Source organism: Microbacterium sp. M4A5_1d (assembly GCF_053345465.1).
Map to the genome: position 1 here is coordinate 589,289 of NZ_JBKFAD010000003.1, position 15,356 is coordinate 604,644.

At 70.6% G+C, this 15,356-nt stretch carries 17 protein-coding genes and 1 riboswitch; of the genes, 12 read left to right on the forward strand and 5 right to left on the reverse strand.

Translation table 11 applies throughout. From position 1 onward, the window contains the following. Nucleotides 1-33: 33 nt before the first annotated feature. Nucleotides 34-1,038 carry a tryptophan--tRNA ligase gene (gene trpS / locus ACLBWJ_RS14680; RefSeq protein WP_112617419.1) on the forward strand — a complete coding sequence of 335 codons (1,005 nt, stop codon included), beginning with the start codon at nucleotides 34-36 and terminating at the stop codon, nucleotides 1,036-1,038. Further along, the gene (locus ACLBWJ_RS14685) at nucleotides 1,031-1,561 is read left to right on the forward strand and encodes a hypothetical protein (protein ID WP_274178923.1); all 531 of its coding nucleotides are present in this window, start codon (nucleotides 1,031-1,033) and stop codon (nucleotides 1,559-1,561) included. The genes trpS and ACLBWJ_RS14685 overlap by 8 nt, the downstream gene beginning before the upstream one ends. A gap of 490 nt (nucleotides 1,562-2,051) precedes the next feature. On the opposite strand, the gene ACLBWJ_RS14690 is transcribed toward ACLBWJ_RS14685, so the two are convergent. Continuing rightward, nucleotides 2,052-2,933, reverse strand: a complete 882-nt coding sequence (locus ACLBWJ_RS14690) for an endonuclease domain-containing protein (RefSeq protein WP_274178924.1) — start codon at nucleotides 2,931-2,933, stop codon at nucleotides 2,052-2,054. A gap of 402 nt (nucleotides 2,934-3,335) precedes the next feature. Here ACLBWJ_RS14690 and ACLBWJ_RS14695 point away from each other — a divergent pair, with 402 nt between their 5' ends. From ACLBWJ_RS14695 to ACLBWJ_RS14730, 8 genes are all read left to right on the forward strand, one after another. Then, nucleotides 3,336-3,899: a GNAT family N-acetyltransferase gene (locus ACLBWJ_RS14695; RefSeq protein ID WP_447660628.1), complete on the forward strand. Its 564-nt coding sequence runs from the start codon at nucleotides 3,336-3,338 to the stop codon at nucleotides 3,897-3,899. Nucleotides 3,900-3,973: 74 nt separating this feature from the next. Then, complete coding sequence (locus ACLBWJ_RS14700) at nucleotides 3,974-4,837, forward strand: Fpg/Nei family DNA glycosylase (RefSeq protein WP_112617421.1); 864 nt, start codon at nucleotides 3,974-3,976, stop codon at nucleotides 4,835-4,837. Nucleotides 4,838-4,893: 56 nt separating this feature from the next. Continuing rightward, nucleotides 4,894-5,040: riboswitch (FMN riboswitch) on the forward strand. A 57-nt stretch (nucleotides 5,041-5,097) separates the two neighbouring features. Next, complete coding sequence (gene ribD / locus ACLBWJ_RS14705; RefSeq protein WP_354450005.1) at nucleotides 5,098-6,180, forward strand: bifunctional diaminohydroxyphosphoribosylaminopyrimidine deaminase/5-amino-6-(5-phosphoribosylamino)uracil reductase RibD; 1,083 nt, start codon at nucleotides 5,098-5,100, stop codon at nucleotides 6,178-6,180. Next, nucleotides 6,180-6,812, forward strand: coding sequence for a riboflavin synthase (locus ACLBWJ_RS14710; RefSeq protein WP_112617423.1), 633 nt, complete (start codon nucleotides 6,180-6,182; stop codon nucleotides 6,810-6,812). The genes ribD and ACLBWJ_RS14710 overlap by 1 nt, the downstream gene beginning before the upstream one ends. After that, complete coding sequence (ribA, locus tag ACLBWJ_RS14715; RefSeq protein WP_114588578.1) at nucleotides 6,809-8,128, forward strand: GTP cyclohydrolase II; 1,320 nt, start codon at nucleotides 6,809-6,811, stop codon at nucleotides 8,126-8,128. Before ACLBWJ_RS14710 ends, ribA begins: the two co-directional genes overlap by 4 nt. Then, a complete protein-coding gene (ribH, locus tag ACLBWJ_RS14720; protein ID WP_274178927.1) occupies nucleotides 8,125-8,598 on the forward strand; it encodes a 6,7-dimethyl-8-ribityllumazine synthase in 474 nt (157 codons plus the stop codon). The genes ribA and ribH overlap by 4 nt, the downstream gene beginning before the upstream one ends. Before the next feature lie 40 nt (nucleotides 8,599-8,638). Further along, on the forward strand, nucleotides 8,639-8,989 hold the full coding sequence (locus ACLBWJ_RS14725; RefSeq protein ID WP_274178928.1) for a Fe-S protein: 351 nt from the start codon (nucleotides 8,639-8,641) through the stop codon (nucleotides 8,987-8,989). A gap of 221 nt (nucleotides 8,990-9,210) precedes the next feature. After that, nucleotides 9,211-10,653 carry an MFS transporter gene (locus tag ACLBWJ_RS14730; RefSeq protein ID WP_269267903.1) on the forward strand — a complete coding sequence of 481 codons (1,443 nt, stop codon included), beginning with the start codon at nucleotides 9,211-9,213 and terminating at the stop codon, nucleotides 10,651-10,653. A 74-nt stretch (nucleotides 10,654-10,727) separates the two neighbouring features. On the opposite strand, the gene ACLBWJ_RS14735 is transcribed toward ACLBWJ_RS14730, so the two are convergent. The 3 genes from ACLBWJ_RS14735 to ACLBWJ_RS14745 are packed head-to-tail and all read right to left on the reverse strand — an operon-like array spanning nucleotide 10,728 to nucleotide 13,350. Then, nucleotides 10,728-11,555: an ABC transporter permease gene (locus ACLBWJ_RS14735; protein WP_114588579.1), complete on the reverse strand. Its 828-nt coding sequence runs from the start codon at nucleotides 11,553-11,555 to the stop codon at nucleotides 10,728-10,730. Next, nucleotides 11,552-12,412: an ABC transporter permease gene (locus ACLBWJ_RS14740; RefSeq protein WP_354450000.1), complete on the reverse strand. Its 861-nt coding sequence runs from the start codon at nucleotides 12,410-12,412 to the stop codon at nucleotides 11,552-11,554. The genes ACLBWJ_RS14735 and ACLBWJ_RS14740 overlap by 4 nt, the downstream gene beginning before the upstream one ends. Continuing rightward, nucleotides 12,409-13,350: an ABC transporter ATP-binding protein gene (locus ACLBWJ_RS14745; RefSeq protein ID WP_274178930.1), complete on the reverse strand. Its 942-nt coding sequence runs from the start codon at nucleotides 13,348-13,350 to the stop codon at nucleotides 12,409-12,411. The genes ACLBWJ_RS14740 and ACLBWJ_RS14745 overlap by 4 nt, the downstream gene beginning before the upstream one ends. Before the next feature lie 62 nt (nucleotides 13,351-13,412). Here ACLBWJ_RS14745 and ACLBWJ_RS14750 point away from each other — a divergent pair, with 62 nt between their 5' ends. Beyond that, a complete protein-coding gene (locus ACLBWJ_RS14750) occupies nucleotides 13,413-14,264 on the forward strand; it encodes a sulfurtransferase (RefSeq protein ID WP_447660629.1) in 852 nt (283 codons plus the stop codon). Nucleotides 14,265-14,300: 36 nt separating this feature from the next. Further along, nucleotides 14,301-14,768, forward strand: a complete 468-nt coding sequence (rraA, locus tag ACLBWJ_RS14755; RefSeq protein WP_274178932.1) for a ribonuclease E activity regulator RraA — start codon at nucleotides 14,301-14,303, stop codon at nucleotides 14,766-14,768. A 4-nt stretch (nucleotides 14,769-14,772) separates the two neighbouring features. Here rraA and ACLBWJ_RS14760 read toward each other — a convergent pair whose 3' ends face one another. Continuing rightward, nucleotides 14,773-15,309, reverse strand: coding sequence for a hypothetical protein (locus ACLBWJ_RS14760; RefSeq protein WP_354449997.1), 537 nt, complete (start codon nucleotides 15,307-15,309; stop codon nucleotides 14,773-14,775). Nucleotides 15,310-15,356 lie beyond the last annotated feature (47 nt).

The window sequence follows — 15,356 nt, forward strand, 5'->3', positions numbered from 1 at the left end:
CGGCCCGCGGGGCGACGCCCGTAGACTCTTCTGGTGACCAAGCCCCGCCTGTACTCCGGAATGCAGCCGTCCGCCGATTCGCTCCAGATCGGCAACTACATCGGGGCTCTCATGCAGTGGCGCGACCTGCAGGAGACCTACGACGCGTTCTTCTCCGTCGTCGACCTGCACGCCCTCACTCAGCCGAATGACCCCGCCGAGCTGCGGGCGAAGACCCGGCGCACCGCGGCGCAGTACATCGCGGCGGGCATCGAACCCTCGCGCTCGACGCTGTACGTGCAGTCGCACGTCCGCGCGCACGCCGAGCTCGCCTGGGTGCTCTCGACCATCACCGGGTTCGGCGAAGCCGGCCGGATGACGCAGTTCAAAGACAAGTCGCAGCGCTACGGCGCCGACGCCACCAACGTGGGGCTCTTCACCTACCCGGTGCTCATGGCCGCCGACATCCTGCTCTACCAGACCGACATCGTGCCCGTCGGCGACGACCAGAAGCAGCACGTCGAGCTGACGCGCACCCTGGCCGAGCGGTTCAACTCGCGCTACGGCGAGACGTTCCGCGTGCCGATGCCGGTCATCCAGCAGGACACCGCGCGCATCTACGACCTGCAGAACCCGACCTCGAAGATGTCGAAGTCCGCCGAGTCGGATGCCGGCGTGCTGTGGCTGCTCGACGACCCGAAGGTGTCGGCGAAGAAGGTCATGCGGGCCGTCACCGACTCCGAGGGCTCGGTTCGCTACGACCGCGAGAACAAGCCCGGCGTCTCGAACCTGCTCGTCATCTACGCCGCGCTGACGGGCCGCCAGATCCCCTCGATCGAGGACGAGTACGCCGGTCGCGGCTACGGCGACTTCAAGAAGGGACTGGCCGAGGTCGTCGTCTCCGAGTTCGGACCGGTCCGCGAGCGTGCCCTCGAGCTGCTCGACGACCCGGCCGAGCTCGACCGGGTGCTCGCGTCGAACGCCGCGCGCGCCGACGAGGTCGCCGACCGCACGCTCGCTGACGTCTACGACAAGTTGGGACTGCTGCGTCGTGTCTGACAACGAATCGACCGCGCCCGACGCCGGACTGTCCGCTGCGACCGACGGCAACCAGAACGCGGCGCCGGCGACCACCGCACCGGAGATGCCGGTCGAGCCCGCGCCCGAGCTGATCGAGGCGCTCGACGAGGCGGCGGCCGCATCGAAGGCCTCCCCCGCCGACGCCGCCGTGCAGGAGCGACTCTGGCGCGCCGCCTTCGCGCTCGACCGCTGGCTCTTCATCGCCCGCGGCTCCGACGACGAGCCCACCCCGTTCGCGCTGCGCTCGGACGAGGGCGCCGTGATCTTCGCGTTCTCCACCGCCGACCGCGCCCATGAAGCCGCCCTCGGTTTCGGCCTGCCCGAAGAGGAGGCATCGCGCCTCCTCGCCGTGCCGCTCCCGTCGGCCGCGGCGTGGGTCGCGTCCTACGCCGAGGCCGGCGTCGAAGCGATGGTCTTCGACGCACCCGGCAACGGTGCGATGGCTCCCCTGACGAACCTCGCCGCGATGGCGGTCTACATCTCGCAGAACCCCTCTGCCTGATCCCGGGACGGCCCCGTCCTCGCCGCTGGGGGGCCCGTCCGCTGCGGGCGGCCCCGTCCCGACCGGCGGGGCTGCCGGAACCCCCGTCGCCACCGACGGGCCTACCGGCACCGTCCTGCGGGGCAGCCGTCCCCGTCCTGCGGGGTAGCCGTCGCGTCGGCGCCCCATCTTCGAGCCGTCCCCGTCCCGTCAACAGGCTCAGCGCCCCACCCGAGCCCCTACGCCCGACCGCGAGCCGTTTCAGCCTGCGCACGGCACGCGGAACAGCAGGCATCCGCACTCCGGTCGCCCGGTCGGCGCGTCGAGCGAGACCTGTCGACCCACCGAGCGAGAACCGCCCCACGGGCCGGGCGGGCCGGAGAACAGCCCTGTCTTCGCGTCATCTCCCCGTCAACAGGCTCAGCGCCCCACCCAAGCCCCTACGCCCCACCGCGAGCCGTTTCAGCCTGCGCACGGCACGCAGAGCAGCAGGCATCCGCTGGTAGAAGCGTCAGCGCACGCGAGCCGGCCGCACACCGGATGCGAGAACGCCGCGCACGGCTTCGAGGACCCGATCGGGTCGCCACATGATGTCCGCCGCCATCGGTCGTAGCGTCAGGTAGCCGAGGGCTGCGGCCGCGAGGTCGCGCGCGCTGTCTCGTCGGCGCGCGTCGAGCCCGGAATGATGAGCATCGCTGTCGCACTCCACGATCAACCAACCATCGACGAGCAGATCGACTCGTCCGACTCCAGGTATGCGCACCTGCACCTCGACCGTCTTGGCGATTCCGCGCAGGAGGAGCCGCATGAGCGTCTCTGGTCCGGATTCGGCCCGCCCGTCAATCAGACGCCGGATCGGGCGGTATCGGAGAGGCAGGGCCGCGAAGACGCTGTCGAGATCCGCGGCCTGGAGAAGCCCGAGATGAAGCGCGCTGTCGAGCGTCGCGACGGCAGCTCGGGGTGACTGGCACTGCACCGCGCGGACCAGCGCGTCGATGATGCTCGAGCACGCGAACCATCTGGGGCGCGGAGCGATGGGAGGTGTCCAATGCAGCACCGACTTCGACCCCGCGAGGGTCTCGCGCGTCGGCACGCGCGAGGCCGTCCGCGGTAGCTGCACATGCGGCCCGGCCGGCTCGAGGACGAACACCCCGAGAAGGCGCAACAGGCTCACACAGGTGAGACGACCGCCGAGCGAGACCGCGACGACGACGGTTGGTGGCGCATCCGCGACGAGGTACGAGCCCCGCAGGGGCCTCACAAGTCGCCCGGCGGAGACGGCATCCGCGATGTCGCGCTTGCGGAGACCACCCGCGCGCAGATCGGACGTCGACCAACGACGCAACTCCATGATCTCTGCGGGAAGCCAGGCTGACGAGGCGTGAGGGTCCATGCCGACACGGTGTCGTCCGTGGTCCCGTGCATGGCCTGCGCAGGAGGAAATTGTGAACAGCCAGACTCGCCCGCTGCCTGTGCGGAAGTCGCTGATCCGTGCCACCGACAGGCTCAGGCGCCGCGTTCCGCGCGATGAGAGGCGCCATGGCGCCGCCAGCCTGTTGACGGCACGGCTGGACGCCGCCTGGCACGCACACGACGAGGAGTCCTCCGTCCCGGCGCGGGATGTCGGCTGACCGGAGCTCGATCCCCGGAACAGCTGAAACGCGTGCCGTCAACAGGCTGAGAGCGGGCCCCGGGGGCGCGAGGCACGGCGACACCGGGCTGAGCCTGTTCGCGGCACCGCGACGAAGGCTGGGCACGACCCGAACCGGCCGGCCCGCCTCGGTAGGGTCGGGGGATGGAACCGGTGGCCCTCCGAACCGCGCGGCTCGAGCTGTCGACGCCCACTCTCGACGACGTCGACGCGATCACCGCTGCGGCGCAGGATCCCGAGGTCCCGCGCTGGACCACCGTGCCCTCTCCCTACACGCGCGAGCACGCCGAGGAGTTCATCGCGAAGGCTGCGGCCTGGTGGGACGAGCAGTCCGAGCTGACGTGGGGCATCCGCCGGGACGGCCAGTGGATCGGCATGATCGGCCTGCACCGCGTGAGCCCGGAAGGTGCCGCGGAGATCGGGTTCTGGATGAGCGTATCGGCGCGCGGGCACGGCTACCTGAGCGAGGCAGCCCGCGCGGTCATCGACTTCGGCTTCGCCGAGCCGCTGTCGCTCGCGCGCATCGAATGGCGGGCGATCGTCGGCAACGTCGCATCGGCGCGCACCGCGCGCAGCCTCGGTTTCCGGTACGAAGGGATGCTGCGGCGCGGGCTCCCGCACCGCGACGCCCGCCACGACGGCTGGATCGCCGGCATCCTGCCCGACGACGACCGCGCGCCGCAGCCCTGGCCGATCCTCGCCGACTGAACCACGCCTGAACCAGGCCGCGGTCCGGGCGCAAGCCCGTGCCGCGTGGGGGTGGTGCGTGCCAGGATGACGCCATGCCCGAGATGCCGGAAGTGCAGGGACTCGTCGACTACCTCGGCGGTCGCCTCGCCGGACGCCGCATCACGAAAGCCCGGGTCAGCGCGATCTCCGCGCTGAAGACGTACGACCCGCCGATCGAGACGCTCGAGGGCGCGACGGTGACCGCTGCATCCCGTCACGGCAAGTTCGTCGACCTGGCCACCGACGGCGGCACGCACCTGGTCTTCCACCTGGCCAAGGCGGGGTGGCTGCGCTGGTACGACGCGCTGCCGTCGACCATCATCCGTCCCGGCAAGACCCCGATCGCGCTCCGCGTCGGCTTCGACGACGACTCGGGGTTCGATCTGACCGAGGCCGGCACGAAGAAGTCGCTCGCGGTCTACGTCGTCCGTGATCCGGCCGAGGTGCCGGGCATCGCCCGGCTCGGTCCCGACCCGCTGGATCCCTCGTTCGACCGCGACACCCTGGCGGGCCTGCTGGCGGGCCGCCGCACCCAGATCAAGGGTGTGCTGCGCGATCAGTCCATCGTCGCGGGGATCGGCAACGCGTACTCCGACGAGATCCTCCACGCGGCGAAGATGTCGCCCTACGCGCTGGCCGCGAATCTGGACGACGCGGAGGTCGACCGGCTCTACACCGCACTCAGCGCGACGCTGGCCGAGGCCGTCGCCGCGGCATCGGGCAAGCCTCCTGCCGACCTGAAGGACGCCAAACGCCGCGGGATGCGGGTGCATGGGCGCCGCGGCGAGGCGTGCCCGGTCTGCGGCGATGAGGTGCGCAGCGTCTTCTTCGCCGACAACAGCCTGGAGTACTGCCCGACGTGCCAGACCGGCGGCAAGCTGCTCGCGGATCGCCGACTCTCCCGCCTGCTCAAGTGACGGCGGAAGTCGGGAATGCCGCAGGCAGCGCCGCGTTGAGTACGATCGGAGTATTGAACGTGCTCCGGGGTCGGTGAGAATCCGAACCGGCGGTGAGAGTCCGCGACCCTCGAGGCCCTCGGGCCGAGAGGTTGATCCGGTGGAATTCCGGGACCGACGGTGATGCGACGCGAGTCGCTAGTCCGGATGAGAGGAAGCACGGCAGCGTTCGCGCTGCGCGCGCCCGCCCGCGTCCCCGGAGACTGACCGAAGGACGAAGGATGCCGGGCACCACCGACCGCGAGATCGCCGCGATGCGTCGCGCTTTCGAGCTCGCCGGCAACGGTCCGCGCGGGCTGAACCCGCAGGTCGGCGCCGTGCTCCTGGCACCCGACGGGTCCGTGCTCGCCGAGGGCTGGCACCGTGGCGCGGGCACTCCCCACGCCGAGGTCGACGCTCTCACTCAGCTCTCCGCCGGCGCGGCCCGCGGCGCCACCGCCGTGGTGAGCCTCGAGCCCTGCAACCACACCGGCCGCACCGGCCCGTGCGCGCTCGCGCTCATCGAGGCCGGCGTGGCGCGGGTGGTCTACTCCGCGTCCGACCCGGGCGACGCATCGGCCGGCGGCGCGCAGCGCCTGCGTGATGCCGGGGTCGACGTCGTCGGCGGGGTGCTCGCCGACGACGGTCACGCGCTCATCCACGACTGGCTCACCGTGCAGCGCCTCGGCCGGCCGCACGTCACCGTGAAGTGGGCGCAGTCGCTCGACGGTCGCGCCGCGGCACCCGACGGCACGAGCCAGTGGATCACCGGCCCCGCCGCACGAGCAGACGTCCACCGCCGGCGCAGCGAGGCCGACGCCATCGTCGTGGGCACGGGCACCCTGCTCTCCGACGATCCCGCCCTGACGGCGCGGCGTCCCGACGGCACTCTCTACGAGCGGCAGCCGATGCCCGTCGTCCTCGGTCAGCGTGCCGTGCCCGACGACGCGCTCGTGCGTCGACACCCGCTGCCCCTCCTGCACCGCGACGGCGAGAACCTCGGCGGCGAGAGCGCGAACGAGCCCTCGCTGATGACGCAGTTGCGTGAGCTCGGGGTGCAGCGCGTCTTCGTCGAGGGCGGCCCGACCATTGCCAGCGCCTTCATTCGGGCAGGGCTCGCCGACGAGATCCTCGCCTACATCGCCCCGACCCTCATCGGCTCCGGCACGGTCGGCGACGACCGCCCGGCGCTGCGTTCGCTCGGCGTCGAGACGATCACCGACCAGCGACGTCTGCGCGTGCGCTCGGTCGAGACCCTGGGCGACGACCTGCTGATCGTCGCCTCCCCCGCGCCCCCGACATCCCCGTCCGAAGGAGACGCCTGATGTTCACCGGAATCATCGAAGAGATCGGCGAGGTCGTCGCCGTCGAGCCGTCGGGCGACGGCGTGCGGATCACCGTGCGCGCGCCGAAGGCGGTGTCGGATGCCGGCCACGGCGACTCGATCGCCGTCAGCGGTGTCTGCCTCACGGTGGTCGACCAGGGCGACGACTGGTTCACGGCAGACGTCATGCGCCAGACCCTCGACGTGTCGAGCCTCACCGGGATCGAGCCGGGCCGGGCCGTCAACCTCGAACGCGCGCTCGCGGCGCACACCCGGCTGGGCGGGCACATCGTGCAGGGACACGTCGATGGACTCGGCCACGTCCTGGAGGTGCGCCCCGGCGAGCAGTGGCGCGTCCTGCGCATCTCCGTGCCCGCCGACCTCGCCCCGCTCGTCGTGGACAAGGGGTCGATCACGGTCGACGGCGTCTCCCTGACCGTCAGCGCCGTGAGCGCCGCCCACGTCGCGGAGGCCTGGCTCGAGGTCTCCCTCATCCCCGAGACGCTCGCCGCGACGACCCTCGGCGACCGGATCGCCGGCGACGCGGTCAACCTCGAGACCGACATCCTCGCCCGACACGTCCAGCGGTTGCTGGCATTCACCACCCTCTCGAACGAAGGAGGCTCCCGATGAGCCTTTCTCCCCTCTCCGAGGCGCTCGACGCGCTGCGGGCCGGAAAGCCGATCATCGTCGCCGACGATGAGAACCGCGAGAACGAAGGCGACGTCATCCTGTCGGCCGCGCTCGCCACACCCGAGTGGATCGCGTGGACGGTCCGTCACTCGAGCGGTTTCATCTGCGCGCCGATGCCCGCCGAGTGGGCCGACCGGCTGGATCTCCCGCCGATGGTCGAGACGAACGAGGATGCCCGCGGCACCGCCTACACCGTCTCGGTCGACGCCGCCGACGGCGTGACCACCGGCATCAGCGCGGCCGATCGCGCCCGCACCCTCACGGTGCTCGCCGATCCCGCGTCGACGCCGGGCAGCGTCATCCGTCCGGGCCACATCCTGCCTTTGCGCGCCGTCGAGGGCGGTGTGCGCGAGCGCAGCGGTCACACCGAAGCGGCGGTCGAGCTGATGCAGCTCGCCGGTCTCGAGCCGGTCGGCGCGATCGCCGAGATCGTCGCGGACGACGGCTCGATGATGCGGATGCCGGGCCTGCTCGAGCTCGGCGAGCGCGACGGCATCCCGGTCATCACGATCGAGCAGCTCATCGCGCACCTCGACGAGACCGACCCGCGTCCCGCCGGCGGCGCCGCTTCGAACCGGCGCCGCGTGAGCCTGCGTGCCGAGGCGCAGGTGCCGACGTCGCACGGCACGTTCCGCTTCCTCGCGTACAAGGACCGCGTCACCGGCACCGACCACATCGCCGTCGTCTCGGGCGACCTCGCAGATGCCGCCCCACTCGTGCGTGTGCACTCGGAGTGCCTCACGGGCGAGGCGTTCGGCTCGCTCAAGTGCGAGTGCGGCCCGCAACTCGATGCCGCCCTCGACGCGATCGACCGCGACGGCGGGATCGTCATCTACATGCGCGGTCATGAGGGTCGCGGCATCGGGCTGATCAACAAGCTCCGCGCCTACCAGCTGCAGGAGCGCGGGCTCGACACCCTCGACGCGAATCTCGCGCTCGGGCTTCCCGCCGACGCCCGCGACTACGCCGCGGCGGCCGGCATCCTCGCCGATCTCGGCGTGGGCAGCATCCGCCTGCTGACGAACAACTCCGACAAGGTGTCGCAGCTGCGCGCGCTCGGCCTCGACATCGCCGAGCAGGTTCCGCTGCTCGTCGGCGTGGGCGCCAACAACCACCAGTACCTCGCCACGAAGCGCGACCGCATGGGCCACATCATCGACGACGCCGAGCTGAGCGCGGCGCTCGCCCGCGGCACCGTGGCGGCCCCCGCGGACGAGACCACCGACCCTCGACAGAACTCGGAGAACATCGCATGAGCGGACACGGCGCTCCCGAACGCCAGAACATCGACGCGGGCGACCTGAAGGTCGTCGTCGTCGCCGGCCAGTGGCACGACGTCATCACCGACGGACTCATCGCCGGCGCCGAGCGCGTGCTCGAGGAGTCGGGTGCGGCCTGGCGGCTCGTGCGCGTGCCGGGATCGTTCGAGCTCCCGGTCGTGGCGAAGGCCGCGCTCGATTCCGGAGCGGATGCCGTCGTCGCCCTCGGCGTCATCATCCGCGGCGGAACGCCCCACTTCGACTTCGTGTCGTCGGCGGCCACCGACGGGCTGACGCGCGTCGCGATCGACACGGGCAAGCCGGTCGGTTTCGGCGTGCTCACCCTCGACGACGAGCAGCAGGGCATCGACCGGGCGGGTCTGCCCGGCTCGAAGGAGGACAAGGGCGCGGAGGCGGCGGATGCTGCACTGCGCACGGCGCTGACGCTGCGCTCGCTTCGCGGCTGACACTGTGTCGGCACCCCATACCTTCAGCTAGGCTGAGGGTATGGAAACCCTCCGCGGAATCGTCCTCGTCGTCCACCTCATCGGTTTCGCCACGCTCTTCGGCGCCTGGCTCGTCGAAGCCCTCGGCGCCCGCCGCATCACGCGGGTCATGAGCTACGGCCTCCTCGTCGCCGGTGTCGCCGGGCTCGCCCTGGCAGCACCGTGGGGAACCGACCACGAGTTCAATTACGTCAAGATCACCGTCAAGCTCGTCATCCTGCTCGTGATCGGTGCGCTGCTGGGCATCGGCTCGGCCCGCCAGAAGCGCACCCAGGCGGTTCCCGCCGCCATCTTCTGGCTGATCGGAATCGGCACGGTGGCCAACGTCGCGATCGCGGTGCTCTGGCGCTGACACCCCCGGACTGCGGTCCACCACGCGCGGATGCCGCGTCTCGGAACACCGGGTCGCGGCATCCGCCGTAGAATGGACGATCGTGCGTCGCCGACACCGTCGACGCCGCCGGTGATCCCCGCGTCGAACGTCCGCCGCACCACCCCGCCTCGGACGTCCGCCCACCGGCACGCTCCCACGAGGGCGCTCACCCGTTCTCCCAGACAGGCATCACACCGCACATGTCATCCGCCACCGCGGCTCCCACCGCGCCCGCGAACCCCCGTTCCCGCGTCATCACCGCCAGCCTCGTCGGCACCACGATCGAGTTCTACGACTTCTACGTCTACGCGACCGCGGCGGTCCTGGTCTTCCCGATCCTCTTCTTCCCGAGCGACGACGACACCGCGTCGCTCCTCGCCTCGTTCGCGGTCTTCGGCGCCGCGATGATCGCGCGTCCCATCGGCGCCGTCGTCTTCGGCCACTTCGGCGACAAGTTCGGCCGCAAGGCGACCCTCGTCGCCTCGCTCCTCACGATGGGCATCGCGACGATCCTCATCGGATGCCTCCCCACCTTCAACGACATCGGCTGGTGGGCGGCGCTGCTGCTCCTCGTGCTGCGTCTCGCGCAGGGCTTCGCCCTCGGCGGCGAATGGTCGGGAGCGGCGCTCGTCGCCACCGAGAACGCCCCGAAGGGCAAGCGCGCCTGGTACGGCACCTTCCCCCAACTGGGCGCGCCGATCGGTTTCATCATCGCGAACTCGGTCTTCCTCGTGATCTACTTCGCGCTGCCGCACCCCGACGGCCCGGCCCAGCGTTCCGAGGAGTTCCTCGCCTGGGGCTGGCGCGTGCCGTTCCTGTTCTCCGCCGTCATGGTCATCGTCGGCCTGTGGGTGCGCCTCAAGCTCGTCGAGAGCGAGACGTTCTCGAAGGCGGAGAAGACCGGCGCCATCCGCAAGTTCCCGCTCGGATCCGTCATCCGCGGACACTGGCGCGCGCTGATCCTCGGCACCTTCATCATGCTCGCGACCTACGTGCTCTTCTACCTGATGACGAGCTTCACCCTCGCGTACGGCACCAAGCCGACCCTCGAGACCGCGCAGGCGACCGCCGAGGCATCGGGCGCGGCCTTCGACGCGGCGGCCTACGTTCCGGGCCTCGGGTTCGGGTTCACCGACTTCGTCATCATGCAGATCGTCGGCGTGATCTTCTTCGGCATCTTCACGCTGCTGTCGGGCCCCGTCGCCGACTCGATCGGCCGCCGCAAGCTGCTGCTGTGGGTCACCGGCGTCATCGCGGTGTTCGGCCTGCTGTTCGCGGTCTTCCTCGCACCGCAGCTCGACCCGAAGTTCACCGGGGCGCTCGTCCAGGCGTTCCTCGTGCTCGGCTTCATGCTCATGGGCGCGACGTTCGGCCCGATGGGCGCGCTGCTCCCCGAGCTGTTCCCGACCAACGTTCGCTACACCGGCTCGGCCATCTCTTACAACGTGGCGTCGATCCTCGGTGCCGCCGTCGCGCCCAGCATCGCGACGACCCTGTGGGCGCTCGCTGGCGGCTCGACCTGGCTCGTCGGCGTGTACCTCACGGCCTCCGCCGTGCTCACCTTCATCGCCCTGTGGCTGTCGAAGGAGACCAAGGACTCCGAGTACGACGCGAACATCGGCGAGGCGGCAGCCACACGCTGATCCCCGCCTCGGACGACGGATGCCGCGGGCCCTCGGGCTCGCGGCATCCGTCGTCTCTGCGCGGTCGCGGCGCGTCAGTCGAGGAACAGGGCGCGCAGCCGCTTGGTCGTGAATACGAGACCGAGCGCGATCATCACGACGAAGTAGAGCACGTGCCACAGCATTCCGGCGGAGAGGATGCCGGTTGTCAGCCCGCGGATCAGCTCGACGCCGTGCCACAGCGGCAGCGCCTGCACGATCACCTGCACCCACTCGGGATAGACCGTGATCGGGTAGAAGGTCGCCGAGAACAGGAACATCGGCAGCAGCACGAAGTTGATCCAGTCCATGTGCTGGAAGGTCTTCATGTAGCTCGTGACGGCCATGCCGATGCTCGCAAACCCGAAGGCGATGAGCAGCACCGCCGGGAGGGCGAGCACGGCGGTCCATGCGAGGTTCAGCCCCAGCACCTGCATGATGATCATGAAGCCGGTGGCGTAGACGAGACCGCGAAGCAGCGCGTACAGGATCTCACCGAGGGCGACGTCGAGCGGCCCGAGCGAGGTCGACAGCATCCCCTCGTAGAGCTTGCCGTAGTTGAGCTTGAAGAAGACGTTCCACGTCGAGTCGTACACGGCACCGTTCATCGCCGAGACCGCGAGCAGCGCGGGAGCGATGTACGCCGCGTACGGGACCTCGGCTCCCGACGAGGTCTCGACCTCGCCGATGAGGGCGCCGAGCCCGATGCCGAGAGACGCGAGATAGAACACGGGCTCGAAGAAGCCCGAGAGGACGACGATCCAACTCGACGAACGAGCCGCGATGAGACCGCGCTGCACGACCGCGCCCGGGTTGCCGGCCCACAGTGCGCGTACGCCCCCGCGGCGGCCCGTCGGCGTCTCCGGCGCGATCACGGCGCTCATTTCGCGAGCCTCTCGGTGAAGACACGGCGGCCCCAGAGGTAGCCGACGGCGGCGAGTGCGAGCAGGTAGAGCACGTGCACGGCGATCATCCCGACGCCGATGTCGGCCCCGTAGGTCGCCGCGCGCCCCAGCTCGGCGCCGTGCCACAGGGGCGAGATCCACGCGATCCACTGCAGGCCGACCGGAAGTGTCTCCACGGGGTAGAAGGTGCCCGAGAAGAGGAACATCGGCATGAAGATGAAGCGCTGCACGAGGGCGAACTGCCCCTTGTCGTCTTGGATGGAGCCCGCATACGCCATGAGCGGGATGCCGAAGGCGATACCGGCCGCGACACCGGCGAGGATCGACAGCCAGCCCGTCGCGGGGTTCGGGACAGCGCCGAACGGCAGCAGCCAGATGAAGAGGTAGTAAGCACCGACGGCGACGATCATCCGCGCCGTCGCACCGATGATGACACCGTTCGCGATCTGCGGGCTCGACAGCGCCGACGCGTTGAATCCGTAGAAGTAGCGGCGCCACTTGAAGCCCGCCATCACCGGATAGGTCATCTCCTCGGAGGCCACGGCGATCGCGGCGGTGACGAGCAGCGCCGGCGCGACGAACGGGAGATAGCCGACCTCCTGGCCGTGGGAGGAGATCGGCGCGGTGATGAGCGCCGCGAGCCCGACGGCCAGCCCGAGCAGATACATGATCGGCTGCCCGACCGCGCCGACGACGATCGTCCAGCCGTAGGCGCGCATCGCACGGACCATGTGCTCGGCGACGTACCAGGTGCCGTAGCGCCGGGGCTTGCGCCCACCGGCCATCGCCTCGGCCCGGAGATCGTCGAGCGTGGGGTGCGCGGTCTGGGTGCTCATTCGATCAGCGACCGTCCGGTCAGGCGCAGGAAGACGTCTTCGAGGCTCGATCGGCGCACAAGGCTCGTGAGCGGCGTGAGCCCCACCGCCGAGACACGCTCGAGAGCCGCCTCACCGTCGTGGGCGTAGACGAGGATGCGGTCGGGCAGCACCTCGACGCGGTCGCCGATGCCCCGCAGCTGAGCGGCCGCGGACTCGTTGCGGTCGGACCCGAAGCGCACCTCGAGGACTTCACGGCTCGAGTGCTCGCGGATGAGCGAGGCCGGCGTGCCCTCGGCCATGATCCGCCCCTTGTCGACGACGATGAGTCGGTCGCACAGCTGCTCGGCCTCGTCCATGTAGTGGGTCGTGAGGACGAGCGTCGTGCCGCGCTCCTTCAGACGGAACAGCCGGTCCCACAGCACGTGGCGGGCCTGGGGGTCGAGGCCCGTCGTCGGTTCGTCGAGCAGCAGGATGCGCGGGTCGTTGATGAGGCCGCGCGCGATCGTGAGGCGCCGCTTCATGCCGCCCGACAGCTGATCGACCTTGTTCTTCGCCTTGTCTTCGAGCTGCGCGAACGCGAGCAGCTCGTCGGCCTTCTCGTGGCAGACCTTGCCCGGAAGACCGAAGTACCGCCCGTAGATGTAGAGGTTCTCGCGGGCGTTCAGCTCGCCGTCGAGGTTGTCCTGCTGGGGCACCACCCCGAGCCGGGATCGGATCTCGGGGCCGTAGCGATCGGGATCGAGCCCGAGGATCTGCAGGTCGCCGCCGCTGCGGGTGGACACCGCGCCGATCATCTTCATCGTGGTCGACTTTCCCGCGCCGTTCGGGCCGAGCAGCCCGAAGGACTCTCCGGGCGCCACCTCGAACGACAGGTCGTCGACCGCGACGAAGTCGGGCTTGCTCTTCACGGCATAGGTCTTGCGCAGCCCACGGGCGGAGATGACGGATTCTGGCACGCGACAACACTAGCGACGACGTCCGACGACGACCGGGGCCGCGGTGCGCGAGAATCGCACGCATGGACCGCATCCTCACCACTGCCGCTGAACTCCGGACCGCCATCGGGGCGGGCCGCTACCCCGACGGCGGCCCCGTGCGGGTGCTCGACGTCAGGTGGTGGCTCGACCGCCCCGACGGACGCCCGGCGTTCCGCGCGGGCCACATCCCCGGCGCGCGCTACGCCGACCTCGACACCCAGCTCGCCGAGCACGGCGAGCCGACGGAGGGCCGGCATCCGCTGCCCTCCCCCGAGACGCTGCAGGCCGCCGTGCGCGACTGGGGCATCGACGAGGGCGACACCGTCGTGGTCTACGACGATGTCGCCAACCTGGCGAGCGGCCGCGCCTGGTGGGTGCTGCGGGATGCCGGTATCGCCGACGTCCGGGTGCTCGACGGCGCCCTCGCCGCCTGGATCGACGCGGGGTTCGACCTCGAGGAGGGCGACGCGGCAGACGTGCGTCCGGGTACCGCGGTCGTCTCGCCCGGCGAGTTACCGGTGCTCGGGATCGACGACGTCCTCGATCAGGCCCGCACCGGCCTGCTGCTCGACGCCCGCGCCGGCGAACGGTTCCGCGGCGAGGTCGAGCCGATGGACCCGCGCGCCGGCCACATCCCGGGCGCGGTGTCCGCGCCGACGACGCAGAACAACGATGAGTCGGGGCGGTTCCGGTGCTCGGATGAGCTGCGCGACCGGTTCGCAGCGCTGGGCGCAGAACCCGGCGCGACGGTCGGCGTCTACTGCGGCTCGGGCGTCAGCGCCGCGCACGAGGCCATCGCCCTCAGCCTCGCGGGATACCGGCCGGTGCTCTACCCCGGCTCGTGGAGCCAGTGGTCGCAGCATCCCGATCGACCCATCGCGACGGGCGCCTGACGGCTTGGACTCGGCGGTCGCCGCTACCCTGTCGACATGACGACCGCCACCGCAGACCTCTATGACGAACGCGGCGACGAGCTCGACTCGCTCGGCGTCCAGTTCCTCGACCTCGGCGGCCGGACCTCCTTCGCGGGACCGATCCGCACCGTGCGCTGTCATCGCGACAACGCGCTCGTGAAGCGCGTGCTCGCGACGCCGGGCGGCGGCGCCGTGCTCGTCGTCGACGGCGGCGGATCGCTCGAGTCGGCTCTCGTGGGCGACCTGATCGCCGCGTCGGCGGTCGAGAACGGCTGGGCGGGCATCATCGTGAACGGGGTGATCCGCGATCGTGTCGCGATCGCGTCGCTCGACCTCGGCGTCAAGGCGCTCGGCTCGAACCCCCGCAAGAGCGCGAAGGACGGCCGCGGCGAGGTCGACGTTCCGGTCACCATCGGCGGCGTGGTCTTCACGCCGGGCCGACACGTCTGGGCCGACGCCGACGGCGTTCTCGTCGAGCGCTGAGGGGCTAAGCAGTCCGCTCCAGCGAGAGCGCGTAGATGGTGGGGTCGCCGGCGAGGTCCATGGTGACGCTCACGCCCGGCTGCTCGACGGTCACGTCGAAGGCGATCGTGCTGTTGTCGCACGTCACGGGATCGCCCGATGCCGCGCTGTCGATCGGGCCCGCGGTCACCGTGATCGTGCCGGCACCGCGGCACGCTACCTGCGCCTGGTACGTCCCGGCGGGGAGCGACGAGAACTGCGACGTCTGGTGTGCGGACGTGTGCTGGCTCAGCCACCCCGACAGCGTCCCCATGCCGGTGGTGTCCGAAGACCGGGGCACCGCTGTCTTGGCCCAGTCCGCGATCTCATCGACCGGCAGGGGCAACTGCTGCTCGTCGGTGCGCGCGTCGGATGTCGGGGTGGGAGATGGCGTGGAACCGACGGATGCCGACGGCTCTGCCGCTTCGCCGTCTGCAACCGGGCCGGTGCAGCCGGCGAGCGTGAGCACGACGAACGCGGCCGCGGCAAGCGGTGCCGCCTGACGTTTCGTGATCGAACGCATCCGGGCACTCTTCCATCGATACCGCGGACGGACAACCACCCTCGATG